General features: G+C 73.7%; 23 protein-coding genes, 1 tRNA gene and 2 pseudogenes. 13 read left to right on the plus strand and 13 right to left on the minus strand.

Annotated elements, in window-relative coordinates:
• Positions 1–50 precede the first annotated feature (50 nt).
• Together AB0O21_RS16210 and AB0O21_RS16215 are read left to right on the plus strand one after the other, a co-directional pair.
• The gene (locus AB0O21_RS16210; RefSeq protein WP_365171517.1) at positions 51–782 is read left to right on the plus strand and encodes a hypothetical protein; all 732 of its coding nucleotides are present in this window, start codon (positions 51–53) and stop codon (positions 780–782) included.
• 101 nt (positions 783–883) lie between these two features.
• Complete coding sequence (locus tag AB0O21_RS16215; protein WP_365171519.1) at positions 884–2,137, plus strand: MFS transporter; 1,254 nt, start codon at positions 884–886, stop codon at positions 2,135–2,137.
• Here the strand turns inward: AB0O21_RS16215 and AB0O21_RS16220 are convergent.
• From AB0O21_RS16220 to AB0O21_RS16245, 6 genes are all read right to left on the minus strand, one after another.
• Positions 2,085–2,381 (minus strand): hypothetical protein, encoded by a 297-nt coding sequence (locus tag AB0O21_RS16220; protein WP_365171521.1) that lies wholly within the window; start codon positions 2,379–2,381, stop codon positions 2,085–2,087. The genes AB0O21_RS16215 and AB0O21_RS16220 overlap by 53 nt on opposite strands.
• A gap of 91 nt (positions 2,382–2,472) precedes the next feature.
• Entirely contained in the window at positions 2,473–3,147 is a 675-nt protein-coding gene (locus tag AB0O21_RS16225; protein WP_365171523.1) for an NAD(P)-binding domain-containing protein, read from the minus strand.
• A 102-nt stretch (positions 3,148–3,249) separates the two neighbouring features.
• Entirely contained in the window at positions 3,250–3,891 is a 642-nt protein-coding gene (locus tag AB0O21_RS16230; RefSeq protein WP_365171525.1) for a disulfide bond formation protein B, read from the minus strand.
• An 11-nt stretch (positions 3,892–3,902) separates the two neighbouring features.
• Entirely contained in the window at positions 3,903–4,067 is a 165-nt protein-coding gene (locus AB0O21_RS16235) for a DUF5993 family protein (protein WP_365171527.1), read from the minus strand.
• Between the two features lie 52 nt (positions 4,068–4,119).
• The gene (locus AB0O21_RS16240) at positions 4,120–5,523 is read right to left on the minus strand and encodes a HAMP domain-containing sensor histidine kinase (RefSeq protein ID WP_365171529.1); all 1,404 of its coding nucleotides are present in this window, start codon (positions 5,521–5,523) and stop codon (positions 4,120–4,122) included.
• Positions 5,524–5,533: 10 nt separating this feature from the next.
• Positions 5,534–6,223, minus strand: coding sequence for a response regulator transcription factor (locus tag AB0O21_RS16245; RefSeq protein ID WP_365171531.1), 690 nt, complete (start codon positions 6,221–6,223; stop codon positions 5,534–5,536).
• Positions 6,224–6,302: 79 nt separating this feature from the next.
• Between AB0O21_RS16245 and AB0O21_RS16250 the strand changes: the two genes are divergently transcribed.
• Entirely contained in the window at positions 6,303–6,839 is a 537-nt protein-coding gene (locus AB0O21_RS16250; RefSeq protein WP_365171533.1) for a hypothetical protein, read from the plus strand.
• A 25-nt stretch (positions 6,840–6,864) separates the two neighbouring features.
• On the opposite strand, the gene AB0O21_RS16255 is transcribed toward AB0O21_RS16250, so the two are convergent.
• Both AB0O21_RS16255 and AB0O21_RS16260 read right to left on the minus strand, forming a co-directional pair.
• Positions 6,865–7,746 carry a fused MFS/spermidine synthase gene (locus AB0O21_RS16255; protein WP_365171535.1) on the minus strand — a complete coding sequence of 294 codons (882 nt, stop codon included), beginning with the start codon at positions 7,744–7,746 and terminating at the stop codon, positions 6,865–6,867.
• A gap of 17 nt (positions 7,747–7,763) precedes the next feature.
• Positions 7,764–8,120 carry a hypothetical protein gene (locus AB0O21_RS16260; RefSeq protein WP_365171689.1) on the minus strand — a complete coding sequence of 119 codons (357 nt, stop codon included), beginning with the start codon at positions 8,118–8,120 and terminating at the stop codon, positions 7,764–7,766.
• A gap of 645 nt (positions 8,121–8,765) precedes the next feature.
• Between AB0O21_RS16260 and iscB the strand changes: the two genes are divergently transcribed.
• Positions 8,766–10,067 (plus strand): RNA-guided endonuclease IscB, encoded by a 1,302-nt coding sequence (iscB, locus tag AB0O21_RS16265; protein ID WP_365171537.1) that lies wholly within the window; start codon positions 8,766–8,768, stop codon positions 10,065–10,067.
• 113 nt (positions 10,068–10,180) lie between these two features.
• Positions 10,181–11,512 (plus strand): tetratricopeptide repeat protein, encoded by a 1,332-nt coding sequence (locus AB0O21_RS16270; RefSeq protein WP_365171539.1) that lies wholly within the window; start codon positions 10,181–10,183, stop codon positions 11,510–11,512.
• Between the two features lie 674 nt (positions 11,513–12,186).
• Here the strand turns inward: AB0O21_RS16270 and AB0O21_RS16275 are convergent.
• Complete coding sequence (locus tag AB0O21_RS16275; protein WP_365171541.1) at positions 12,187–12,783, minus strand: histidine phosphatase family protein; 597 nt, start codon at positions 12,781–12,783, stop codon at positions 12,187–12,189.
• Between the two features lie 109 nt (positions 12,784–12,892).
• On the opposite strand from AB0O21_RS16275, the gene AB0O21_RS16280 reads away from it, so the two are divergent.
• From AB0O21_RS16280 to AB0O21_RS16290, 3 genes are read left to right on the plus strand one after another with little or no spacing between them, the layout of a single operon-like run.
• Positions 12,893–14,077, plus strand: a complete 1,185-nt coding sequence (locus AB0O21_RS16280; RefSeq protein ID WP_365171543.1) for a hypothetical protein — start codon at positions 12,893–12,895, stop codon at positions 14,075–14,077.
• Positions 14,065–15,636, plus strand: a complete 1,572-nt coding sequence (locus AB0O21_RS16285; protein ID WP_365171545.1) for a hypothetical protein — start codon at positions 14,065–14,067, stop codon at positions 15,634–15,636. The genes AB0O21_RS16280 and AB0O21_RS16285 overlap by 13 nt, the downstream gene beginning before the upstream one ends.
• Positions 15,633–16,967 carry an AAA domain-containing protein gene (locus AB0O21_RS16290; RefSeq protein WP_365171547.1) on the plus strand — a complete coding sequence of 445 codons (1,335 nt, stop codon included), beginning with the start codon at positions 15,633–15,635 and terminating at the stop codon, positions 16,965–16,967. The genes AB0O21_RS16285 and AB0O21_RS16290 overlap by 4 nt, the downstream gene beginning before the upstream one ends.
• Positions 16,968–16,970: 3 nt before the next feature.
• Here the strand turns inward: AB0O21_RS16290 and AB0O21_RS16295 are convergent, their stop codons facing one another.
• Entirely contained in the window at positions 16,971–17,453 is a 483-nt protein-coding gene (locus AB0O21_RS16295) for a MarR family transcriptional regulator (RefSeq protein ID WP_365171549.1), read from the minus strand.
• Positions 17,454–17,574: 121 nt separating this feature from the next.
• Between AB0O21_RS16295 and AB0O21_RS16300 the strand changes: the two genes are divergently transcribed.
• The 4 genes and pseudogenes from AB0O21_RS16300 (at position 17,575) to AB0O21_RS16315 (ending at position 19,516) form a co-directional block, all read left to right on the plus strand.
• A complete protein-coding gene (locus AB0O21_RS16300) occupies positions 17,575–18,132 on the plus strand; it encodes an NAD(P)H-dependent oxidoreductase (RefSeq protein WP_365171551.1) in 558 nt (185 codons plus the stop codon).
• A 90-nt stretch (positions 18,133–18,222) separates the two neighbouring features.
• Positions 18,223–18,561 (plus strand): hypothetical protein, encoded by a 339-nt coding sequence (locus tag AB0O21_RS16305; RefSeq protein WP_365171553.1) that lies wholly within the window; start codon positions 18,223–18,225, stop codon positions 18,559–18,561.
• 314 nt (positions 18,562–18,875) lie between these two features.
• Positions 18,876–19,452, plus strand: a pseudogene (locus tag AB0O21_RS16310) (hypothetical protein).
• Positions 19,443–19,516, plus strand: a tRNA-Lys gene (locus AB0O21_RS16315). The pseudogene AB0O21_RS16310 and the gene AB0O21_RS16315 overlap by 10 nt, the downstream one beginning before the upstream one ends.
• Positions 19,517–19,575: 59 nt before the next feature.
• On the opposite strand, the gene AB0O21_RS16320 is transcribed toward AB0O21_RS16315, so the two are convergent.
• Positions 19,576–20,814, minus strand: coding sequence for a M6 family metalloprotease domain-containing protein (locus tag AB0O21_RS16320; protein WP_365171555.1), 1,239 nt, complete (start codon positions 20,812–20,814; stop codon positions 19,576–19,578).
• Positions 20,815–21,160: 346 nt separating this feature from the next.
• Between AB0O21_RS16320 and AB0O21_RS16325 the strand changes: the two genes are divergently transcribed.
• Positions 21,161–23,050 (plus strand): EAL domain-containing protein, encoded by a 1,890-nt coding sequence (locus AB0O21_RS16325; protein ID WP_365171557.1) that lies wholly within the window; start codon positions 21,161–21,163, stop codon positions 23,048–23,050.
• A 44-nt stretch (positions 23,051–23,094) separates the two neighbouring features.
• Here AB0O21_RS16325 and AB0O21_RS16330 read toward each other — a convergent pair whose 3' ends face one another.
• Both AB0O21_RS16330 and AB0O21_RS16335 read right to left on the minus strand, forming a co-directional pair.
• Entirely contained in the window at positions 23,095–23,808 is a 714-nt protein-coding gene (locus AB0O21_RS16330) for a hypothetical protein (RefSeq protein ID WP_365171559.1), read from the minus strand.
• Between the two features lie 104 nt (positions 23,809–23,912).
• Positions 23,913–24,530 (minus strand): annotated as a pseudogene (locus tag AB0O21_RS16335) (ATP-binding cassette domain-containing protein); the annotation flags it as partial.
• Between the last annotated feature and the right edge of the window lie 76 nt (positions 24,531–24,606).

Consider the following 24,606-nt stretch of genomic DNA (forward strand, 5'->3'; position numbering starts at 1 on the left):
ATCGTGGCCACGGTCACGGCCGGGAGCCCGGCCGCCGCCCGGGGGGGGCCATGAGTCGCTCCAAGCGTTCCGGCCGTCCGCCCCGGCCCCGCCGCGCGGGCGCCCTGGCCCTGCTGGGCGGCCTGGTCTGCCTGGCCCTGGCCGCCGCCGTCTTCGCCGGGATCCCGGACACCCTCGCGGAGGAACGGGCCTACGCCTCGGCCCGGCCCTGCCCGACCGCAGCCCCGCTCCCGGACGAGGACTGCCTGCGCGACGTCCCGTACACCGTGGTCGACGCCAAGGCGGACGGCGGCCGTTCTTCGGGCTACTGGGCCTCCCTCACCAACCAGGCCGGTCGCACCCGCGTCGACTTCTCCGGTGGCGAGCCGCTCGCCTCCCACCTGCGGAAGGGCGAACCCGTCACCGCACGCGTCTGGCGCGGCGGGATCATGGCGGTGTCGTGGCACAGCCTCACCCAGGCGACCCGGGAGGACCCGGACGGCAACACCCGCTGGGGCGTCCTGCTGGGCCTGGTCCTCACGGCGGGCGGCGTCTTCGGGCTGTGGTCCGGCTGGTGGCTGCTGCGCCACACCGAGGACTACCTGGCCGGACGCACCCGGCCGCTGGCGGTGGCGGGGTGGTGCCTCACGGGTGTGCCGGCGCTCATACCGGTGAGTTGGGCCGGGTCGGTCTTCCTCGCCGCCCCGCCCTGGTACCGAATCGTCCTCTCGGCCGCCTTCCTGGCCGTGGCCGGGAAGTGGCTGCTCCCCGCGGTGGTGCGGCGCAGGCCGTCCGGGCGCTGAGCGGGGGTTCCTAAGGGCGGGCTCCGGGAGTACGGTCCCGGCAACGGGCAACGACGCGCGCCGGAGAAACGGGAGGGTCGGCGTGCCGATGGAGGTTGTCCGTGACCCGAACCGACGGGTTCCGCGGGGTGTTCGCACTCGGTGGGGCCGTGCTGCCGCTCTACTCCTTCCTCGCGCGGCTGCCCGCCGCGCTGTGTCCCATCGGGACGCTGCTGCTGATCAACGAGCGCGACGGGATCGGTGACGCCGGGGCCGTCGCCGCCGCGCTGTGGCTCGGGCAGGCCCTCGGGGGGCCGGTGATCGGGCGGCTCGCCGACCGGCGGGGGCACCGGGGCGTGCTGCTCGCCGCCTGCTGGGCCAATGCCGTCGTGCTGCTCGCGCTGGTCGCGGCCGTGCTCGGCGGCCTGCCGCTGGGGGCCCGGATGGTGCTCGCCGTCGCGGCCGGGCTGACCGTGCCCCAGGTGGGGCCGCTGGCCCGGGCCCGGTGGGCGCGGCTGGCCGGGGCGGACAAGAAGCTGCTCGGCTCGGCCCTGTCCTTCGACACCACCCTGGACGAGGTGGGCTTCATGGTCGGCCCGGCGCTGGCCGGGATCCTGGCCGTGGCCGTGCACCCCGCCTCGGGGCTGCTCCTCGCCGCCGCCCTGATCCTGGTGTTCGGCACGCTGTTCGCCCTGCACCCGACGGCGCCGGGCCCCGCGACGGCGATGGGCGTACGGACCGACGTGCGGCTGTGGTCGCCCGGGCTGGGGCTGCTGTTCGCGATGGCCGTGCTCCAGGGGGCCGCGTGGAGCGGGGCCAACACCGGGGTCAACGCCCTGGCGAAGTCGCTGGGCGAGGGCGGCGCGGCCGGGCCGGTGTGGGCGGCGATGGCCGTGACCAGCTCCGTCGCCGGCTTCGTGACGGTGGCCCGGCCGGGCGCGGCGGACCTGACCGTGCGGCTGCGCCGGACCATCGCCGCCCAGGCGGCGCTGACCCTGCCGCTGCCGGCGGTGACCGGGCTGTGGGGGGCCACGTTCGCGGTGGCCGGCATCGGGCTGGCGGTGGCCCCGCACCTGATCGCGCTGTTCGGGCTGGTGGAGCGGGCCGGCCCGGCGGAGCGGATGGGTGAGGCCATGACCGTGGTGGGCAGCGGCCTCCTCCTCGGCGAGGGGCTCGCCGCCCTGGCGGCCGGGCCGCTGGCGGCGGCGTACGGGTACCGGGCTGCGTTCGCCGTGTCCTGCGCGGCGGCGGCCGGCTCCGCCGTACTGGCGGTGGTGGCCGTCGCCCGGGTCCGCTTCGGCTCCCCCGCCCCCGCCGTCGTCGTTACGAAGACTGCAGCGCCGCCATCGCCTTCGCCAGCTCCTCGGGCCTCATGACCGGACCGACCTCGATCTCGGCGTTGTAGTCGCGGAACAGTTCCCACGTCAGCGACGGCATCATCGAGCTGTCCTGCAGGTCGAAGACGATCCAGCAGGACCGCACGCCCTCGTGGAGCCCGAAGTAGGCCGCCTCCGGCTTGACCGTGTCCATCAGCTTCTTGACCGCGTGGGGCAGACCCCCGGTCTTGATGCCCTCGTTGGTGGCGGCCGTGTCGAAGTGGGCCCTGAGCATGACTCTCATGCGTGACTCCTTCCGTCAGGCCCACCCTGGGCGGGCCCGGAGGCCGCGGCAACATCTCCGCGACCGTCCGGGCGGCCACCGTCCGGGTGCCCTACGGGGCGGGGTGCGCGCCCTGGATGTGGAAGTTGAAGTCCGCGTGGCCCAGGGACCCCATCAGCCGGAGCCAGACGGGCAGCAGCATCTCGGTGCCCCGGGCGGTTTCGATGCCGCCGAGGTCGAGGATGCTCGCCTCCGTCCAGCCGAAGGAGGAGAGCAGTTCGCGTACGGTCTTCTTCGCGTCCGGGTCCTCCCCCGAGAGGAAGACGTTGTGGTCGCCGGGGACCCGGGCCGGGTCGACCATGATCTGGCAGTTCATCGTGTTCAGCGTCTTGACCACCCGCAGCCCGGGGAAGCTGCGCTGGATCAGCTCGCCCAGGCTGTCGGTGTTCGCCGGGTCCAGGAACGGCGGGAACCCCTGGGAGAAGTCCAGCGGGTTCGCGATGTCGATGAGGACCTTCCCGTCCAGGTGCGCGCTGTCCGCCTCGGTCAGGGCGGCGATGCTGGCCTGCCCGCCGGTGGCGTTGACCAGGACCTCGCCGTACCGCGCCGCCTCCGGGAAGGTCGCGAGCCGGACCTCCGGCTGCCCCGCCTGCCAGTCGGCGTACTCGGCGCGGGTCAGGGTGGACTCGGGGTCGCGGGTGCCGATGACCACCTCGTGCCCCAGGGAGACGAGCCGGGCGGCCACGGTACGGCCGACGATTCCGGTGCCGAGGACTGCGTAACGCATAGCGGGTTTCCAATCGAGCGCGGTGAGCGGCGGCGTGCGTGCGCGAGCGGCACGCACGGTCCAACTCAACCAGCGCCGGGGGCATTCCGCCCGGAAGATCGATCAGTCGAGGATCCCCACGTCGTAGAAGAACTGGTAGCGGGTCGGGTCGTCCGGCAGGAACCAGTGGAAGCCCTCTTCGAAGAAGACGGCCACGATGTTCACGGCGATGACCAGCCCGAGGAAGGCGAGCGTCAGCGTCCCGGCCGTGCGCAGCGGTCCGGGGACCGCCGCAGGGACGGTGCGGGCCGCCGTCGTGTGGGCGAAGGCCATGACGATGCCGACGGCGACCACCGAGGCCGTGAAGAGGATCCACGCCCAGACGTACAGGTGCAGCCCGAAGGCCTCGCTGCCGTACCCCTTGTCGCCCGGCAGGATGTGCAGCATCGTCTGCCGCCAGGACGCGAACGAGCCGGCGGTCACGGCGACCAGGGACAGGCCCCAGCCCATCATGTAGTCGCGGCCGGTCAGCACGCCGTGCGCCATCGCCGTGCGGACGATGTACGCCGCGCCCATCGCCGCCAGCAGCATGAACATCCGCTGCACGATGCAGAGCGGGCAGGGGTACTCCCACATCCCGAACTGGTAGTAGAGGCCGCCGCATACGACGCCCGTCCAGCCGATGGCGAAGAAGCAGGCGAACCAGTACTGGGCCCGGCCGAGCAGGCCGGCGGTCGGCGCCGCGTCCGGCAGGAGGCTGTGCATGGCGACCACGGTCAGTAGCTCAGGTTCAGGGCGAGGCTGCTGGTGATGTGGTGCGCCATCAGCAGGATCACGGCGATCAGCATGACCCACCACGCTCCGAGCACGACCATCCGGGACGACTCCCGGTACATGGCGATCAGCGTGGCGAGGAGGCCGCCGAAGATGAGGGTGTCCATGAACCGGACGGTATCGATTTACTGACATACCGCCCGCAAGGCGCGCCCCCGGTTACTTCGCTTGCCCCCGCCGCTTGCGTCGGCCGCGCCGCACCCGCACCCCGCCCGCGCCGCCCCGGCTCCGGTCGCGGCCGTCCAAGGCGATCCAGACCCGGACCTCGGTCCCGCCGAGCACCGAGCGGCCCAGCCGTACGTCGCCGCCGGTCGACTCCGCGACCCGGCGCACGATGTCCAGGCCGAGGCCCGTGGAGCCGTCGCGGGCGCCGTCGTTGCCGCGCCGCAGGGCGGCGTCCGGGTCCTCGATGCCGGGGCCCGCGTCGGAGACGAGCACGATGACCGCGTCCGAGGCGTCGTGGACGTCCACCGCGAAGGGGGTGCCCTCGGGGGTGTGCCGGAAGACGTTGCCGAGCATGGCGTCGAGGGCGGCGGCGAGTTCGGGCCGGGCCACGGGGATCCGTACCGTACGGTCCACCCCCGCGAGCCGCACCTCGCGGCCCTCGTCCTCCGCGAGCGCCGACCAGAACGCCATCCGGTCGCGGATCACCTCGGAGGCGTCGCACCCGGCGTTCACGCCCGCCCCGCCCGCCAGGCCGGTCGCGGGGCGCTGCTCGCGGGCCGTACGGATGATGGTGTCGACCTCGCGCTCCAGCTGCTCCACCGCCGCCCGGGTCTGCTCGGCGGCCGGACCGTCCCCGAGCGAGGCCGCGTTGAGCCGCAGCACGGTCAGCGGGGTCCGCAGCCGGTGGGAGAGGTCGGCGGCCAGCTCCCGCTCGTTGGCGAGGAGTTCCACCACCTGGTCCGCCATCGCGTTGAACGCGACGGCCGCCGAGCGGAGTTCCTTCGGCCCGGCCTCGGGAACCCGCGCGCCGAGCTTGCCCTCGCCCAGCTCGTGGGCCGCGTCCGCGAGCCGTTCCGCGGGCCGCACCAGCCGGGCGCCGAGCCGGTCGGCGACCCCGACGGAGCCCACGATCAGTGCGAGGGCGACGCCCGCGAGGATCAGCCAGGCCGTCGTGACGCCGTTGCTGACCTCGCTCTCCGGTACGAAGATCTCCACGACGGCGATGTCGCCCGAGCCGAGCGCGGTCGGCTGGAGCAGCGAGGAGCCCCCGCCCGGCAGCGCGGCCGTCGTGGCCCGCCCGATCCGCCGGGTCTCGGCGACGGCCTGCTCGCCGGCCCAGCCCCCGCCGATCTCCACGGGGGCGCCGGCGCCGATCGCCGGCACGTGCACGGCCATCCGCCGGGCGGCGCCCATCTGCGTGGACTCCACCGCCTTGCGCAGCTGCACCGGGTCGGTGGTGATGGACAGGGTGGGGCCGATGGTGGCGGCCTGCCGCTCGGCGTTGGAGAAGGCCCGGTCGCTGGCCATCTCCTGGACGACGAGCCCGAGCGGGACGGCGAACGCCACGACCACCATCGCGGTGACCGCAAGGCACACCTTGACCAGGGCCCATCTCACGCCGGACCCCTCACTGCGGCGGCTCCAGCTTGACCCCCACGCCCCGCAGGGTGTGCAGGTAGCGCGGCCGGGCGGCGGTCTCGCCGAGCTTGCGGCGCAGCCAGGACAGGTGGACGTCGATGGTCTGGTCGTCCCCGTACGACTGCTGCCAGACCTCGGCGAGCAGCTCGCGCCGGGCCACGACCACCCCGGGCCGCCCGGCGAGGAAGGCCAGCAGGTCGAACTCCCGGCGGGTGAGGTCCAGCACGGCCCCGTCCAGCTCGGCCTGGCGGCGCAGCGGGTCGATGGCGAGCCCGCCGACGCGCAGCACGCGCGAGGGCGGTTCGGCGCCGGCGGCCGCGCGGGAGCGGCGCAGGACCGCGGCCATCCGGGCGGACAGGTGCTCCACGGAGAAAGGTTTGGTCAGGTAGTCGTCGGCGCCGTCGTTCAGCAGCCGGACGATCTCCGCCTCGTCGTCGCGCGCGGTCGCGATGATCACGGGTACGTCGGTGATGCCGCGCAGCATCTTCAGCGCTTCCGAGCCGTCCAGGTCGGGCAGTCCGAGGTCGAGGATGACCACGTCGAAGCGGTTGTGGGCGACCTCGCGCAGGGCCTCCAGGGCCGTGCCGACGCTCCGCACGGTGTGCGAGGCCTCGGTCAGGTGCCGGATGAGGGCGGAACGTACGAACTGGTCGTCCTCGACCACGAGCACACTTGCCATGGCCCGCACCGTAGCCCATACGGGGGACCCGCCGGGGTGTCGGGACACTCTTGTGGCGGGTGGTGCAGTATGTGCCCTGATGCGACGAGGATTTGTACATGCCATGGCGTGGGCGCTCGCGACCGGGGCCGCGGTGACCCTGTCGTGGTGGGGCGTGCACACCGTCATGTCCGGCACGGCCTACGACCCGCCGCTCGCGGTGCCCCTGACCACCCAGCCGCTGTCCTCCTCGACCCAGCGCACCCTGCCCGAGCCGCCGCCGTCCCCGTCCGTGCCGCCGACGCCCGCCGCCTCGCCGTCGGCCGCGTCGTCCTCGCCCGCCCCCTCGGCGGGGAAGCCGTCCTCGAAGCCGTCGGCCTCCCCCCGCACCGGCCAGCAGGCGGTCGGGGACACGGGCAAGGTGCAGGCCTATCCGGTGTCCGGCGGCCGGGTCGTCTTCTCCCTCGGCGCCTCGTCCGCCGAGCTGGTGTCCGCGACCCCGGCAGCCGGCTGGCGGATGCAGGTGTGGAAGCAGGACGTGTGGATCCGGGTCACCTTCACCAAGGACGGCCGTGAGGTGTCGGTGTTCTGCACCTGGCACGACCACCCGCCGCTGGTGGAGATCATCGACCCCTGACCCGGCTCGCCTGGCCTGGCGCGGCCTATCGGAAGACCGACGGCGGCGGCTGCGGCGAGGCCACCGCCGAGGCGTCGGCGACCGGGGCCGCGCCGCCCGCGAAGTCCGCCAGGGCCCGGCCGTGCTCGACCCGCCCCGGGTGCGGGTCGCTCGCGACCCGGCGCGTGAACTCGGCGACCGGGAGCTCGCGGTCGGAGGCCACCAGCACGGCGTTGCCGAAACGCTTCCCCCGCCACACCACCGGATCCGCGGCCAGCGCCAGCTCCGCGAACCGCGACGCGGCCGTCGCGATCTGACCCCGCAGGTGCGTCAGCGGCGGGCCGTCCGCGAGGTTCGCCACGTACCACCCGGTGGGCGCCAGGGCACGGCGTACGTCGTCCAGGAACTCGGTGCTCGTCAGGTGCGCCGGGGTGCGCGCCCCGCTGAACACGTCCGCGATCACCAGGTCCGCCCAGCCGTCCGGCACCTTCGCCAGCCCGGCCCGCGCGTCCACCGCCCGGACCCGGACCCGCGCCTGCGGGTCCAGCGGCAGGTGTTCCCGTACGAAGGCCACCAGCGCGGCGTCGATCTCCACGACCTGCTGGGTGGAGCGGGGGCGGGAGGCGGCGGTGTACCGGGCCAGGGTGAAGGCCCCGCCCCCGAGGTGCACCACGTTCAGCGGCCGGCGGGCGGGCGCGACGAGGTCGATCAGGTGGCCGATCCGCCGCTGGTACGAGAAGTCCAGGTACTCGGGATCGCCCAGGTCCACGTGCGACTGCGGGGCGCCGTCGATCAGCAGGGTCCAGGCGTCCGGACGCTCCCGGTCAGGCTCCAGCTCCGCCCGGCCGCCGTCCACCTGCCCGACGACCGCCTCGGCGCCGCCGCGTCCGCCGCGCTGCTTGCCCTTGCCTCTGTCCTTGCCTGCCACCAGCCCATTGTCGCCGGTCAGCGGCAGTTGTCGGCCGCCTCGATCAGCCGGGCCGCCTCGCCCAGCGCCGCGCGCAGCACCTCCGGGTCGGTGACCGGCCCGACGGCCTCGGGCGGCAGCAGCCAGCCGGTGGCGCCGGCGGTGGGCGAGACGGCGTCGCCGAACCGCACCCCGCGCCCGTTCGTCTGCGTACACGCGCTGCCCGGCAGGTCCCAGGCGTCGGCGGTGCCGGAGGGGACGAGGAACCCGAGGGTGCCGCCCGACCCGTCGTGCAGGACCGGCCCGACCCCGCCGGCGGGACTGGCGGCCCGGCGGATGATGTCCACCGCCTCCAGCCCCTGCCGCGCGGGCACGGTCACCAGGTCCAGATCCATCACCGGGACCGAGGCCGTGCCGGGCTCGGGCGCGATGTCCGTTCCAATGCTCTCCATGCCGCCCTCCACCAAGGGAACCCCTCCTCGATCCGTATCCGCATGGGTTCAACGCACGGGAACGTCAACGGGTGCGGCGGCAAGACGCCGCAAAGGATGGCAGTTCATGGCGGATCGCGGGTGAGATATCCGTTTTGTAGCCAAACACCGCGTGAACACCCCGGCGCTGGCGGTACGTTCATGCGCGCCGGGCCCCACCTCACACGTCACAGCACCGGCGCTGGGTTCCTTGCCAGAGAGGCCACGTCCGTCACACGCTCCCCGGCCTGAAGGCCGGAGCTTGCCCCTCGGTTGAGGGTTGAGCTTTGTGTGTCCAGCACCAGCCAACACCATGAAGGAGGTGACCAGTTGGCTACGTTCCACGCACGACAGAAGACCGACCGAGCTGTGCTTCCTCAGCAGCTTGCTCTCGAATTCGAGTCAGCAGACAACCCTGGGAGCAGGGACGAAACGGGGCTCGAAGGCCATAAGGCGCCGGGCGTGGAACATGTGCGAGAGGAGACCACTACCGCTTCACCTGGTGGTGGTGGCGTCACCCCCGCTCCCCCGTCGGGGGCAGGGGCGGAGCCGCGTGAGCGGCACCCCAGCGTGTTCGTGCTCGACAAGTACGGGCACCCGCTCCAGCCGACTACGCCCGCGAGGGCGCGCAAGCTCCTCAAGAAGGGCCGGGCAGTCGTCGCCCGGCACACACCGTTCGTGATCCGGTTGAAGGACCGCGCGGTCTCCGAGTCGGAGGTGGATGGTGTGGAAGTCGGGATCGATCCCGGCAGCAAGTACACCGGGATCGCCGTTTTCACCGCGCGGGATGGTGAGCGGCGGGCCAGGTTCGCGGTCCAGCTCGACCACCGGGGCGCGACCATCCGCAAGAAGCTGGAGCAGCGTGCCGCCTACCGCAGGGGCCGCCGCTCGCGGAACCTGCGCTACCGGGCCCCCCGCTTCTCCAACCGCACCCGGCCGGAAGGCTGGCTCGCCCCATCCCTGGCGCACCGGGTCGTGACCACCACAAGCTGGGTGGGCCGGCTCGCACGCTGGGCTCCGGTGCGGGCGGTGCATGTGGAGCGGGTAGCCTTCGACACTCACGTCATCTCCGCAGGCAAGCCGCTGGAGGCGGCGGAGTACCAGCACGGCACCTTGCACGGTATGAATGTCCGTGAATACCTCCTCGCGAAGTGGGGACGGGCCTGTGCCTACTGCGGCACCACGGGCGTGCCCCTCAACATCGACCACATCCAGCCCCGCAGCCGGGGCGGAACCGATCGCGTCTCGAACTTGTGCGTCGCGTGCATCCCCTGCAACGAGTCCAAGTCCAACCGGCTCGTTCAGGACTTCCTCAAGAATGAGCCCACGCTCCTCGCCAAGATTCTCATACTGGCCAAAGCGCCTCTGCGTGACGCGGCAGCGTTGCAGTCCACCCGCTGGGCCCTCTGGCGAGCACTCGACGCCTGTATGCCCACCCACGCCGCATCCGGCGGACGCACCAAATGGAACCGGCAGCGAACCGGCCTGGCCAAGACCCACACCCTCGATGCCCTGGCCGTGGGCGAACTCGACGCAATCACCGAAACCGTCACCAGCGTCCTAGTCGCGGGGTGCGCCGGGCGCGGCACCCACGCCCGCACTCGCCCCGACAAACACGGCTTCCCCCGCCTCCGCCTCCCCAGACAGAAACAGTTCTTCGGCTACCAGACCGGGGACCTGGTACGCGCCGTCATCCCCACAGGAAAACACAAAGGCACCCACACCGGACGCATCATGGTCCGCTCCACTGGACGACACCGCATCCCTGTCACTGGTGGACACGCCGACACGTCATACAAAAACCTCCGGCAGCTCCAACGAGCCGACGGCTACTCCTACACCACTCGCCCAGAAGGCGAGATCACACGTTGACCGCACATACAACGGCGGTCCGCCTGACAGCGAATGGCCGCACCCTGCCTTGCTCCGCAGGAGCTTCGCTCCACGTCCGCCCTAAAGGACGAAGTACCCACGAAGGGATCCCGATGGCGGCGTCCCCCCACTCACCCAACTCCACGTTCCGGCGGCTGCGCGGTCAGCACTCCCCGGCCGAGTTCGCAGCCCTGGTGCGCCGGGCCGCGAAGGAAATCGGCGAAACGGTTTCCTGCGACGCCCGCTACATCGGCCGGGTCGAGTCCGGCGAGATCCGCTGCCCCAACTACGCGTACGAGCGGGTCTTCCTCCACATGTTCCCCGGCCGCGCCCTGGCCGACCTCGGTTTCGCCCCGAGGGAGGCGGTCCGCGGCCGCTCGGCGCAGCGCGACCCCCTCCTCACCCCCATCCATCTCAGTTCCGCTTCCAGTTCCAGTCCGAGTTCCAAGGAGAGCGACGTGCTGCGTCGCGCGTTCATGGCGGGGGGCTCCGCGACCGTGGCGGCCGCGACCCTCAGCCTCACCCTGCTCGGCGACAGCCGCCGCCTCCCCTCCCGCGCCGGCGAGTCCGAGGCCGCCGCCGTCGAGGACGCCGTCCGCCAGATCCGGCTGCTGGACGACCGGCACGGGGCCGACGCCCTCTACCGCCGGGCCGCGGAACCGCTGCGCACCGCCTACGCGCTCCTCGACGCGGGAGCCACCCGGCAGTCCACCGAGGACCGGCTGCACGCGGGCGCCGGGGAACTGGCCGTCTCCGTCGGCTGGCTGGCCCACGACTCCGGCCGCTTCGACGACGCCCGCTCGCACTACGCGGAGGCCCTCGCCACGGCCCGGGTCTCGGGGGACGCGGGCCTGGAGGCGCACGCCTTCAGCAACATGGCCTTCCTGGCCCGGGACTGCGGCCGCTCCCGCGAGGCGGTACGGGCGGCCCAGGCGGGCCGCCGCGCCGCCCGCTCACTGGGCTCGCCGCGGCTGCTCTCCCTCCTCGCCCTGCGCGAGGCCGGCGGCTGGGCGGGGCTCGCCGACCGCAGGGCCTGCGAGGAGGCGCTGACCCGTGCGCACACGGAGTTCTCCCGGGGCCCGGCCGGCGCCGACCCCGAGTGGATGTCCTTCTTCGGCGAGGCCGAACTGGAATCCCTCGAGTCCCGGTGCTGGGCGGCCCTCGGAGAACACGCCCGCGCGGCCCGGCACGCCCGGCGGGCGGCCGACCTCCAGGACCCGCACTTCGCGCGGAACGTGGCCCTCTACACCGCCGAGCTGGCCGGGGACCTGGCCCGCGCGGGCGCCCCCGACGAGGCGGCGTGGGCGGGGGGCCGGGTGCTGGACCTGCTGACCGAGGTCAACTCCACCCGCATCCGCGCGATGCTCTCGGACACGGCCCGCACCCTGATCCCCCACCAGCGCCAGCCCCGCGTGGCCGCCTTCCTCACCCGCCACGCCGGCTGACTCCCGTCGGGCCCCGGTTCCCGTAGGGGTGCAGCTCCGCCGTGCAGCCCTCCCGGGCTGGGCTGGGTTTTCCCTGGGCGGGGCCCCGCCCTGCGGCCGCGGCTGCGCTGCCGGGGCTCCGCCGTGTAGCCCTCCCGGGCTGGGCTGGGTTTTCCCTGGGCGGGGTCCCGTTCTGCGGCCGCGGCTGCGCTGCTGGGGCTCCGCCCCAGACCCCGCGCCTCAATCGCCGGCGAGGCTGGGTTTTGCTGGGCGGGGTCTGGTCCTGCGGCTGCTGCGCGGTGTCCCGGCGGGGCGTCTCCTCGTCCTCGCGCCTGCGGGCACCGCTTCGTTACGTGAAGGTGGTTGCGCGCTCGTCCTGCGGGGACGCCCCGCCGTGCCCCCGCTCCGCCCCGCAGGCCAAGGCCCCGCCCCCGCGGGTGGGAGCGTGCTGTTGGGGTGGGGACACGCAGGAGGGTCCCCGCAGGACGAGCGCGCAACCGCCCCGAACATCCGAGAGGTGCCCGCAGGCGCGAGGACGAGGAGACACTCCGGAGGGGCACCGCCCCAACCCGGCCGGTCCCGCCCCAGCGAAACTCCAGCCCCGCCGGCGTTTGAGGCGCGGGGTCCGGGGCGGAGCCCCGGCAGCGCAGCCACCCCGAGGCAGCCAGGCCCCGCCCAGGGAAACGGCCCGGCCGCTACGCGTCCAGGTGGCCCGTGTCGTTCCAGCGCTCCAGCGCAGGCGCTCCGTACGCCCAGCCCAGCACCGACAGCGAGGTCGGGTCGAGCCGGATGCGGGCGCCGAAGGACACGTCGAAGCCGAGCCACCGCGCGGCGAGCGTCCGCAGGATGTGGCCGTGCGCGAAGACCAGGACGTCCCGCTCCGCCGAACGGGCCCACGCGACGACCTCGTCCGCCCGCGCGCCCACGTCCGCGACGGACTCCCCGCCCGGGACGCCGTCGCGCCAGATCAGCCAGCCCGGGCGGACCGCCTGGATCTCGGCCGGGGTCATGCCCTCGTAGTCGCCGTAGTCCCACTCCATCAGCGCGTGCCACGGATCGGCCTGCGCCCCGAACCCGGCCAGGTCGCAGCTCTCGCTCGCGCGGACCAGCGGGCTGGTGCGGACCTCCACGCCCGGCAGGCCGTTCCACGGCTCGCGGGCCAGCCGCTCGCCTAGCAGCTTCGCGCCCTGCCTGCCCTCCTCCAGCATCGGCACGTCCGTGCGTCCGGTGTGCTTGCCGAGCTTGGACCACGCCGTCTGGCCGTGGCGGGCCAGCAGGATGCGGGGGGCCATGTGAGTTCTCCCGGTAGATCGGAGTTCATGCCGTTTTACGGCGATTCCATCGTCCGTACATCATCCAACAGCTCCACGATTGTCAGTGGCGGATGGGACACTTCCGCCCGTGAGCTCCTACCCGCCCAGCAGCCCCGCGCAGCGCACGGCGCAGCGCACGGCGCAGCAGACCGCGCCGTCGCCGACACTGCGGCAGCGGCTCGCCGGCCTGCGCGGCCCCGCCGTGCCCCCGCGCCCGCTCGACGCCCGGGCGTTGGCCGCGCTCGCCGCCAATCCCGGCTGCGGCAGACGCGCCCTGCTCGACGGCGCCGGCGTGGACAAGACCGTCCTCGCCTCGGCGCTCGGCTCGCCCGCCGCCTTCGGGCAGTCGCAGTTCGCCATCGTGCGCGGCAACTCCTTCGAGGCCAAGGTCAAGGGCGACGGCGGCGCCGAGCTGCTGCGGCTGGTGTACGAGCACCTCGGCGCGGGCGCCGAACCGCCCGGCCCCGGCGCCCTCGTCCCCGACCTGGCCGCCGCCGGGCCCGAGGGCCGCGCCGCCCGCACCGCGCTCGCCCTGCGCGAGGCCACCGCGGCGCGGGCGTGGACGCTGCTGGACCACCCGATGCTGGCCCTGGAGGTGGCGGGCTCCCCCGCCTACCTGGAGCCGGACGCCGTCGTCGTGCATCCCGACGGCCGCTGGACCGTCGTGGAGATCAAGTCGTTCCCGATGATCGACGGGTCCGCCGACGCCGCGAAGGTGGGCGCCGCCGCCCGCCAGGCCGCCGTGTACGTCCTCGCCCTGGAGAAGACCGCCGAGAAGCTGACCGGCGCCGAGGTCGGGCACACCGTCCTGCTGGTCTGCCCGAAGGACTTCTCCAACCTGCCCACCGCCTCCGCCGTGGACATCCGCCGCGAGCGTTCCGTGACCCGGCGCCAGCTGGACCGGCTGACCCGGGTCGAGGAGCTGGCCGCCGCGCTTCCCGAGGACCTGACCTTCGACCCGGCGCGGACCGCCGAGGAGCTCGCCGAAGCCGTGGCCGCCGTGGACGCCGCCTACGCCCCCGAGTGCCTCGCCGCCTGCGAGCTGGCCTTCCACTGCCGGGACCGGGCCCGGGCCGCCGGCGAGGTGACCGCGCTGGGCCGTTCCGTACGGGGCGAGCTGGGCGGGCTCACCACCGTCGAGGCGGCCCTCGCGGCCGCGGCCGCCGGGGCGGGCCCCGAGGGCGATCCCACCGCCGCGGCCCTGCACCACGCCGCCCGGCTGCGCGCCGAGGCCCTCCGCTCGGCCGGGGAGGGCGCCGTATGTCCCTCCTGACCACCCTGGCCCGGCTCGAAGCCATCCGCGCCGGCCGCGCCCAGCCGCTCGCGACCGTGCGGCACCGGCATCTGAGCGAGCGTCCGCTGGTCCTCGTACCGCTGACCACGGCCGGTGAGGCGGGGGCTCCGCTCGGCGCGCTCGTCGGCACGGATCCCGCGCACCCGCGGCTGCTGGTGGTGCCGCAGCCGCGCGACCGGGACCTGCGCTGGGCCTTCCTGGCCGACCTCGCCGACGAAGTGCTGCCGTACGTGGACGCGTACGGGGACGACGTCGAGCTGGTCGAGCGGGGCGAGACCGACCCGGAGACCGGGAAGCGGACCAAGGTCGAGGCCGAGCTGTGCCTGGACGCGCCGCAGCTGATCGTGCCGAGCCGGGCGGGCATCGAGTACGTGCGGCTGCTGGGGCGTTCGATGCGGTTCCGGCGGACGGCCGAGGAGGATCCGGAGAATCCGTATCCGGCGCCCGCGCGGGTGCCGCTGCTGGGGCGCTGGTTCACGCACTTCGGCGAGCGCTCGCGGGTCCCCGGCTCCTCGATGCTGCTCTCGGCGACCGATCTGCTGTCCCGGCACTGGGCGAGCGGCCAGAGCAACCTGGAGGACCAGCACCTGGGTGCGCTGCTGGCCTGGATAGCGCCCCCGGAGGGCGAGTCCGGCGCCCGGGCGGCGGAGCGGGCCGAGCTGGCGCGGGACCGTGACGGCCGGCTGCTGGTCCCGCCGGCCGGACCGGCCACCGACCCGGCCTTCGACAACAAGCTGCTGGCCCCGGCAATGGCCCGGTACGACGCGGCGCGCACGGCGGAGCCGCGCGACGAGCGGGCGCTGTCCCGCGCGGAGGAAGGCGTCCGGGAGCTGGTGGCGGCGCAGATGCGGCCCACCTGGGACGCGGTGTGGCGTTCCGTCGAGCTGCTGCGCGCGCTGCCGGCCGGTGAGCGGGCCGAGGAGCGCTGGACCCGCGACCGCTGGTCGTACACCGGCCACCGGGACCGCGTACGGGCGGGCGAGCCCCCGCAGCCGCGCCGCGACGACGCGGTGACGGCGGCTCAGAAGCTGGCCACGCGGGAGACCGAGCAGGTGCGGCTCGACGCCCAGGAGGCGCTGGACGACCCCCTGGTGATGGCGGGCCGGCGGCTCTCGGGCGAGGCGTTCGCCGGTGAGGTCACCGAGGTGGTCATGGAGTGGACGGACTCGAAGCGGCCGAGCCCGCGCCCGCTGGTGACGGTGGCCACCGAGGACCGCCCGCAGCTGGCGGACGGGGGCGGCGGGAAGGTGTTCCGTTCGCTGGACGGGCGGCCGCAGAGCGCCCGGTTCGTCCGCTTCGAGGAGGATGGGCAGCTGGTGCTGCAACTCCTCGACAAGATGGGCCGCGGCAAGGAACCGGACCCGGGCTCGGTGCCGGTGAAGGGCGACCGGGTGTGCTGGACGCTCTTCGAACACGACGCGCGCGGCGGCCCGAAGCTGCCGGACCCGGAGAACACCCCGTGGACGCACGGCGGCCCGCCGGGACACCTGACCGCCCCCGTCCTGCCCGACACCGTGACCGACGAGGACCTGCTGTGACCGCGACCTTCGACCCGGGGGCCGCGGCCGCCGAGGCGACCGCCGCCATCCTGCGCGACACCCTGTACGGAACCGAGCGGGGCGTGGTCGTCGACTCGCCGCCCGGGGCCGGCAAGTCGACGCTCGTGGTCCGGGCCGCCCGGGAGCTGGCCGCGGCCGGGCGCCGGCTGATGGTGGTGGCGCAGACCAACGCGCAGGTCGACGACCTGGTGCTGCGGCTCGCCGACAAGGACCCGGAGCTGAAGGTCGGCCGGCTGCACAGCAGCGACGCGGACGCCTACGACCCCGCCCTGCGCTCCCTCCCCTCGGTCACGCTCTCCGCCAAGCCCGGCGACCTGGCCGAACTCCCCATCACCATCTCCACGGCGGCGAAGTGGGCCTACGTCAAGGACACGGAGCCCTGGGAGCACGCCATCGTCGACGAGGCGTACCAGATGCGCTCGGACGCGCTGCTGGCCGTGGCCGGCCTCTTCGAGCGGGCGCTGTTCGTGGGCGACCCGGGCCAGTTGGACCCGTTCAGCGTGGTCGGCGCCGAGCAGTGGGCGGGCCTGTCCTACGACCCCTCCGCCTCGGCCGTGTCCACCCTCCTCGCCCACAACCCGGGGCTGCCGCAGCACCGGCTGCCGGTGTCCTGGCGGCTCCCGGCGTCGGCCGCGCCGCTGGTCTCGCGCGCCTTCTACCCGTACACGCGGTTCCGCAGCGGTACGGACCACGGGGACCGCCGGCTCTCGTACGGGGTCCCGTCGGACGGCTCCGGCCCGGACCGGGTCCTGGACGAGGCCGCGGAATCGGGCTGGGGCCTCCTCGAACTGCCCGCCCGCCACACCCCGCGCACCGACCCGGAGGCGGTGGCGGCGGTGGCCATGGTGGTCCGCCGTGCCCTGGACCGCGGCACGGTCACCGCGGACGAGCAGTCCCCGGACCCGTCCCCCCTGACCCCCGACCGGATCGCCGTCGGCACCGCCCACCGCGACCAGGCGGCAGCGGTCCGCGCCGCCCTGTCCGCCCTCGGCGTCACTGGCGTCACGGTGGACACCGCGAACCGCCTCCAGGGCCGCGAGTACGACCTCACGGTGGTCCTCCACCCCCTGTCGGGCCGCCCGGACGCGACCGCCTTCCACCTGGAGACGGGCCGCCTGTGCGTACTGGCCTCCCGCCACCGCCACGCCTGCGTGGTGGTGGCCCGCGCGGGCATAGCGGAGCTCCTGGACGACCACCCGTCGACGGAGCCGGTACAGCTCGGGGTCACGGTGAAGTTCCCGGACGGCTGGGAGGCGAACCATTCGGTGCTGGCGCACCTGGCGGAACACCGGGTGAGCTGGAAGCCGTAGCGGCTACCGCCCCTTGCGCTCGGCGCCGAGGCGGACGCGGAGGATTTCGCCCACTTCGGCGAAGGTGCGGAGCTGCTCCGGGGTCAGGGTGTCGATCAGGTGGCGGCGTACCGACTCGACGTGGAGGGGGGCCGCCGCGGTGATCGTCTCGACGCCGCCCTCGGTGAGGACCACCTCCGCGCCCCTGGCGTCGGCGGCGACCTCCTCGCGGCGGACGATGCCGCGCTGCTCCATGCGGGTGAGGTGGTGGGAGAGCCGGCTGCGAGACCAGTGCATCAGCTCGGCGAGCGCGCTGATGCGCATGCGGTGGCCGTCGGTTGAGCCGAGGACGGACAGGACGTCGTAATCCGCCTCCGAGAGGCCGCTGTCCTGGCTGAGGTCGCGCGCGATCTCAGCGTTGACCAGCGGAAACATCCGCCGCCAGGCGTACCAGGCGTCCTGCTCGGGCTCGGTGAGCCAGCGCGGCGGCTCGGGTGCGGGGGTCATGTCCGCACTCTAGCCATATTGGTGACACATCACCTACCTAGTTGACACGTCACCCATATCCCGGCTTTCATAGGTGACACGTCAACAACTTTCCCGCACCGACCGATCGGGGGTTCCACCCATGACCCGTCTCCACGTCATCTCCGCCGCCACCCGCCCCACCTCCTCCGGCCGCCCGCTCGCCCAGTGGGTCGCCGAGCAGGCCCGCGCCCGCGGCGGCTTCGAGGTCACGCCCGTCGACCTCGCCGAGATCGCCCTGCCGTTCCTGGACGAGCCCGAGTACGCGTCCAGCGGCAACTACGCCCACCAGCACACCAAGGACTGGAGCGCGCTGATCGAGTCCTCGGACGCCGTTCTCTTCGTGCTGCCGATGTACAACGGCGGCTACACCGCCCCCTTCAAGAACGCCATCGACTTCCTCTACCGGGAATGGGAGGGCAAGCCGGCCGGCATCGTCAGCTACAGCGCGGGCCCCTCGGGCGGCGCCCCGGCCGCCGAGATGCTGCTGCCGGTGCTGAGCCTGGTCGGCATGCGCGTCGCCGGCCGCTCCGCGGCAGTCCCGGGCATCCCCGGGCTGGTCGGGCCCGAGGGCTTCCGGGCCCCGGAGGGACTCGCGGCCGAGCTGTCCGGCGTACTCGACGACGTGGCGGAACTGGCGGCGGAGCGCGTGTCGGCCTGACGGGCGCACGGGCCCCCTGTGCGCCCTTGCGGGGCGTTGGACAATGGACGGTGGCCCGGAAGCATTCGCACGCGCAGCAGGAGGACACGCATGGCAGAGCCCGAGCGGACCGAACGGAGGCTTCGGCCCGCGCCACTGCTCTTCGAACCCTCGGAGGCCGTGGCGGATCCGGAGCACTTCTTCGATCTGGAGTCGATAGAGGACCCTCGGGAGCTGCTCGCCCGCGCGACGGAGCTGACGCTGGCCTTCCGCGCCGCGCAGGAGCGGGCGATGGAGTTCCAGGCGCTGGCGGCGGCGGCACTGGCGGATGTGCGGCGGTTCGACCGGATGTCGCCGGCGGCGATCGCCGAGCGGGCGGAGTGGACGGAGGACTACGCCCGCAAGATGATCGAGTTCGGCGAGTCCCTCCAACACCCCGAGCCCTCGTAGCGACGCGAGGCCGGACCGCTGCGCGGGCTGGCTCGATCGCCGGCGCGGCTCAAAGATCGGGGCTCCGCCCCGGACCCCGCGCCTCAAACGCCGGCGAGGCTGGGGGGTTATCCAGCCCCTCCGGCGTTTGAGGAGCGGGGTCTGGGGCGGAGCCCCGGCAACGGCGCCGCAGACGACCGGGCACCGCTCACCCGCCCCGCCAAGCGCAGCGGACTGGCATATGCGGGGCGCAACATACCCCAGCAACACCCACCCCGTCCCGGTTTCGGATAACTCCGGGAAACCGGAACGTTACGCCCGGTAGACCTGGCCGCATGACTCCCGGCTGCCCCGCACTCGACCTGCGCACCGCGCCCGCCACCCACGTCACCCCGCAGGGTGCCGCCTGGCTCGCCTCCGCCAGTGCGCATCCGGGGCTGACCCTCACGGCGTGGCAGGCGCGGCCCGCCTCGCCCGCCGCGCTGCCGTGCGGGGTGGCCTTCGACGTCGTCAACGTGCCGCTCGTGCTCGGGCGCCGCATCCTGGACCTGCTCTGGGCCGAGGGCCCGGGCTGCGGGCCGGTCGCCGTGCACCGCGGGCGGATGCTGCTCTTCGCCTCGCCCGGCACCGCCCACCGGCTGCCCGCCCTGCTGGCGTGGGAGGAGTGGGGAGGTTCCCGTACCGCCCCGGCGCCACTGTGCCACGGCCGGGGCGACGCCGTCACCGTGCCCCCGCTGGCCGCCGCGCCCGGCCCGTCCCGCTGGCTCGTGGCCCCGGACGCGCGCACGCCGTGGCTCCCCGGACCGGACGCCCTGCTGTGGGCGTTCGTCCGCGCGGCCCGAGCTGCGGATATCGATTTTTAGTTCCGCGGAACCTCCTGGTAATGTCTACGACGTCAGCAAGCGCCGCTAGCTCAGTTGGTTAGAGCAGCTGACTCTTAATCAGCGGGTCCGGGGTTCGAGTCCCTGGCGGCGCACAGACGGAAGAAGGCCCCACTCCTCGGAGTGGGGCCTTCTTCGTGTCCGGCAGGGGCGCCTACGTCGTGATTTTCACCGTGTACGCGCCCGACTGGGTCCGGTCCGCGACCTCGATCGTGATCCGCTCCCCCGGCACGGTGTACGTCTCGCCCACCTCCAGCGGCGCGTCCGCCAGCGGCGGGTACACCGAGCGGTCCCAGCAGGCCTCCGTCAGCGGATGCCCGTCCAGCACCTCGATGGGGCCGCCGCCCGAGGACGCCTCGTTGCGCACCCGGTAGACGAGGACGCCCTCCGTACAGGTGTCCCCGTCGTTGCCGGCGGAGCCCCGCGCCTCGACGGCGATCGCGCTGCCGGGGCCCGTACGGATCACCGCGAGGCGGGTGCCGCCCGTGCTGCCGTTCGGCGGGGTCTGGGCGAGGGGCTGCAGGGTGTGGAGCGAGGAGCCCGACCGCACGCAGTCCACCTGGGAGGGGTCCAGCCAGCCCAGCTTCCACTTGTGCCAGGCGAAGAGGTCGGGGGCCATGCCGAACTGGCTGCCCATGACGTCCCAGTCCCCGACGTAGGTGTCCCAGTCGCCCTTGCCGTCCGTGGGCCGGTGGTAGAGGTCGGGCAGGTCGAAGACGTGGCCGGTCTCGTGCGCCAGGACGTTGCGGTCGGGCGGGTGGCGCTCGAAGACGGTGACGATCCGCCGCAGTTCCGTGCCGTCCGCGACGATCGGGTTCTCGAAGTTGACGACCTTCGTGGCGTCGGAGTCCACGCCGGGCGCCTCTGGGTCGGCGACGAAGTACACGACGTCGTACTTCGCGAAGTCCACCTCGGCGTCGGCGGCGGTGACGGCGTCCCGCAGGTAGGCCGCCCGGTCCTCGGGGGCCCAGTCGCGCCTTATCCCGTACGCGGTGGACGGTTTCGGCATCCGGATCCAGCGCCGCTGCGGGTGCGGGACGAGGCGGAAGCGGCCGTACGAGGCCTGCTCGAAGAACTCGCTGGTGGCGGGGAAGTAGTCGGCGGTGATCTCCGCGGGCGTGAGGGCGGTGCGGTGGTCGGGGAAGGAGAGGAAGACCATCACCGCGTTCAGGGCGCGCACGGGCTTGGGGTAGGCGCCGTTCCAGGTGTCCAGGCCGAGGGAGTGGTGGGCCGCGGTGCGGGTGAGCGCGCAGGGTCCGGCGGCCCCCGGGTCGGCCACTGCGGGACCCGCGACGAGCGACATGGCGGCGAGCGCCGTCAGGGAAGTGAGCGCCGCCGCCGTACTTCGGATGCGGGAGCGGTCCACTCCCCCGGGTGTCTGCTGTCGCGGCACATCGACCTCCGGTGGTGGATTCGTACGCTCTCGTCCCACCTTGAGGCGATTGTCTTACTAATGCCTCGTTCCGCTGCCCCACACGAGTGAGCGATACGGCAACCCGGTGACCCCCGGACTTCACGCCGCCACCTACAGAACGTCACGACCGATCACGCGAGATCAGCAGACACCTCTGCACGCTCACAGCCGCGCAGAAACGATCGCCCGACCTTTGGCCAACGATTCGTCATCACGCCGAACCACCGCCCCCCGCACGGCGACGCCGCTGGATAGGGCCTCCCGGCTGCCTCTATGATCGGCACACTTTCCTGCACGGAACTCACACGCACTGCGGGAGCCAACGGTGAGCGGAACCTCAGAAGGAACCGGTTCGGCGGCCGACAGCATCCGCTCGGCCGTCACGGAGCGTCACCCGGCAGTGTCGGCGACGGCAAGGCCGTCCCGCGCCGAGAGCGAACGGCGCGACTACCGGGCCGCCTTCAACGCGGCCCACCTCGCCATGGCCGTCGTCGACCGCGACGGCTACGTCGTCACCGCCAACCAGGCCTTCGCCGGCCTGCTCGGCGCCGAGCCGCACGAGCTCGCCCACCGGTGCGCCGCCGACCTGGTCGACCTGGCCGCGGAGGCCCGTACCTGGGCCGCGTACCAGGAGGTGCTGCGCGGGCGGCAGGCCCGGCTGCGCTGCACCCGGCGCCTCAAACACCCCGACGGGCACTCGCTGTGGACGGAGGTCACCCTGGGGCCGGTACCCGGCACCGGCGACGTCCTGCTGTCCGTCGCCGACATCAGCGACCGCCGCGACCTCCAGGCCCGGCTGCGCCACCTCCAGATGCACGACCCCGTCACCCGCCTGCCCAACCGGGCGCTGTTCTTCGAACGGCTCTCCGCCGCCCTGGAGGCCTCCTCGTACGAACACGGCGGCGGCACCGGCCGGATCGGGCTCTGCTACCTGGACCTCGACGGCTTCAAGGCCGTCAACGACACCCTGGGCCACCGCGTCGGCGACCGGCTGCTGGCCGCCGTCGCCGCCCGGCTGACCCAGTGCGCCGACCAGTCCGGATACGGGCGGACCAGCGGCCACCTCGTGGCACGGCTCGGCGGCGACGAGTTCGCCCTGCTGGTCGAGGACTCCACGGGCACCGAGCAGCTCGCCGAGCTGGCGCGCAGCGTACTGGCCGCCGTACAGGAGCCGTTCGACCTGGCCGGTCAGCGGCTGTCGGTCTCCGCGTCCATCGGCGTCGTCGAACGGGCCGTGACCGGCACCTCGGCGACCTGCCTGATGCAGGCCGCCGACACGACCCTGTACTGGGCCAAGGCCGACGGCAAGGCCCGCTGGACCCTCTTCGACCCGGAGCGCAACGCGCACCGCATGACCCGGCAGGCGCTCTCCTCCACCCTGCGGCCGGCCGTGGAGCGCGGGGAGTTCCAGCTGGAGTACCAGCCGCTGGTGGACCTGGAGAGCGGGGCGCTGCGCGGGGTCGAGGCCCTGGTGCGCTGGAACCACCCGCAGTTCGGCACGTTGACGCCGAATCGGTTCATCGGGATCGCCGAAGAGGACGGTTCCATCGTCCAGTTGGGGCAGTGGGTGCTGCGCACGGCGTGCCGGCAGGCGCGGCGCTGGCAGATCGAGCAGCCCAGCGACGCCCCGGTCTTCGTGTCGGTCAACGTCGCGGTGCGGCAGGTGTGGGACTCGGACCTGGTGGGCGACGTCGCGGAGATCCTCGCCGAGACGGGCCTGGCGCCGCAGCTGCTCCAGCTGGAGCTGACCGAGTCGGCGGTGATGGGCTCGGCGGGACGGCCGCTCCAGGCCCTGCAGGCCCTGAGCGACATGGGGGTCCGCATCGCCATCGACGACTTCGGCACCGGGTACTCCAACCTCGCCTATCTCAGCCGGCTGCCGGTCTCGGTCCTCAAGCTCGACGGCTCCTTCGTCCGGGGCTTCCGCTACGAGGAGGGCACCCACCCGAACCCGGCCGACGAGACCATCGTCGAGGCGCTGGTGCAGCTCGCGCACCGGCTCGGCCTCACCGTCACCGCCGAGTGCGTGGAGACCGCCGGCCAGGCGGCCCGGCTGCGCCGCGTCGGCTGCGATACGGGCCAGGGGTGGCTGTACTCCCGCGCGGTGCCGCCGGACGTGATCGCCCGCATGATCGGCCGCCAGGCCGCCGCGGCCGAGGCGGCCGCCGCCGTGGGCTCCGAACAGGACGGGCCCGCCCCGCACCCCCTGGTCTGACGGGGGGCGGGGCGGGCCGGGGTGGGCAGGGCGGGCCGGGCACCTCAGACGTCCCGGCGCCGCCCCGCCGCCGACCCGGCCGCGAGCGCCGCGCCCCCGTACCCGGCCATCGCGAGCAGGGCCGGCCCGGCGGCCAGTGCGGCCAGGTTGGGCAGCATGTACGCCGCCGCGTCCCAGGGCAGGAACCCCGCGAGCATCGGCAGTACGAAGATCAGCGCCGCCAGCGCCACGAACGTCCCGGCGGTGGACCGGATCACCGCCCCCAGCCCCAGCCCCACCAGCGCGGAGACGGTGAGCAGCAGCCCCTGCTGGAAGGCGTCGGCCAGGGTGGTGGCGGCTGCGATGGGCGCGGGCCGGTCCCCGCTCAGGAGGTGGCCGGCCGCCATCGAGGCGAGGGCGATGAGCTGCCCGGCCAGGAAGCCCACGGCGGCGACGACCGCGGCCTTGGCCCGGAACAGCCGGCCCCGGTCCGGGACGGCCACGGAGCTCGCGCGGATCGTCCCGGTCGCGTGCTCCGAGGTGATCGCCAGCGCGCCCAGCGCGGCCAGGCAGAACTGCGCGAACGGCATGACCAGCACGCCCGGGTCGGCGCTGGCGAACAGTGCCTGGGACTCGGCGGTGGAGCCGTCCCAGTCGGCGATCATCGCGGCGGAGATCCCCGCCGCCGGGAGCAGGATCCCCGCGGAGGCGGCCAGCAGCCCGTGGGTCGAGCGGACGGTGCGCAGCTTCAGCCACTCGGACGCGATCACGTTCCTCATCGACACGGCCCTCATCGGTACTCCACGCTGGTCTCGGTAAGGCGGACGTAGGCGTCTTCCAGGGAGCCGAACCTCCCGGCCAGTTCGGCGACGGGCGCGGAGTCGATCAGCCGGCCCTGCCCGATGACCACCACGTGGTCGGCGGTGAGCGCCATCTCGGTGATCAGGTGGCTGGACATCAGCACGGTCCGCCCCTCGGCGGCGAGCGAGCGCATCAGGCCGCGGATCCACCGGATCCCGTCCGGGTCGAGGCCGTTGACCGGCTCGTCGAAGACGAGGATCCCCGGGTCGCCGAGCAGGGCGGCGGCCACGCCCAGGCGCTGCTTCATGCCGAGCGAGAAGCCCTTGACGCGCTTGCGGCCGACGCCGCCCAGCCCGACCTGCTCCAGCACCTCGGTGACCCTGGAGGGCGCGATGCCGTTGCTCCGGGCCAGGCAGCGCAGGTGGTCGGCGGCCCGCCGGCCGCCGTGGACGGCGCTGGCGTCGAGCAGCGCGCCGACCTCGCGCATCGGGGTGGCCGAGGAGGTGAAGGGCCGCCCGTTGACGAGGGCCTCGCCCGAGGTGGGTGCGTCGAGGCCGAGGACGGCCCGCATGGTGGTCGACTTGCCGGAGCCGTTGGGGCCCAGGAAGCCGGTCACCCGGCCGGGTTCCACCTCGAAGGACAGCCGGTCGACGGCGAGGGTGTCGCCGTACCGCTTGGTCAGTGCGTTGACGGAGATCATGGGCTGAAGCCTGCCGCCGGGGCCGGGGGCGGCACATCGGAGCACGGTCGGGTCCTGGGCATCGGACCCAGGTCCG

It is taken from the genome of Streptomyces sp. NPDC091371, assembly GCF_040684275.1.
In the GTDB taxonomy this organism is placed as follows: domain Bacteria; phylum Actinomycetota; class Actinomycetes; order Streptomycetales; family Streptomycetaceae; genus Streptomyces.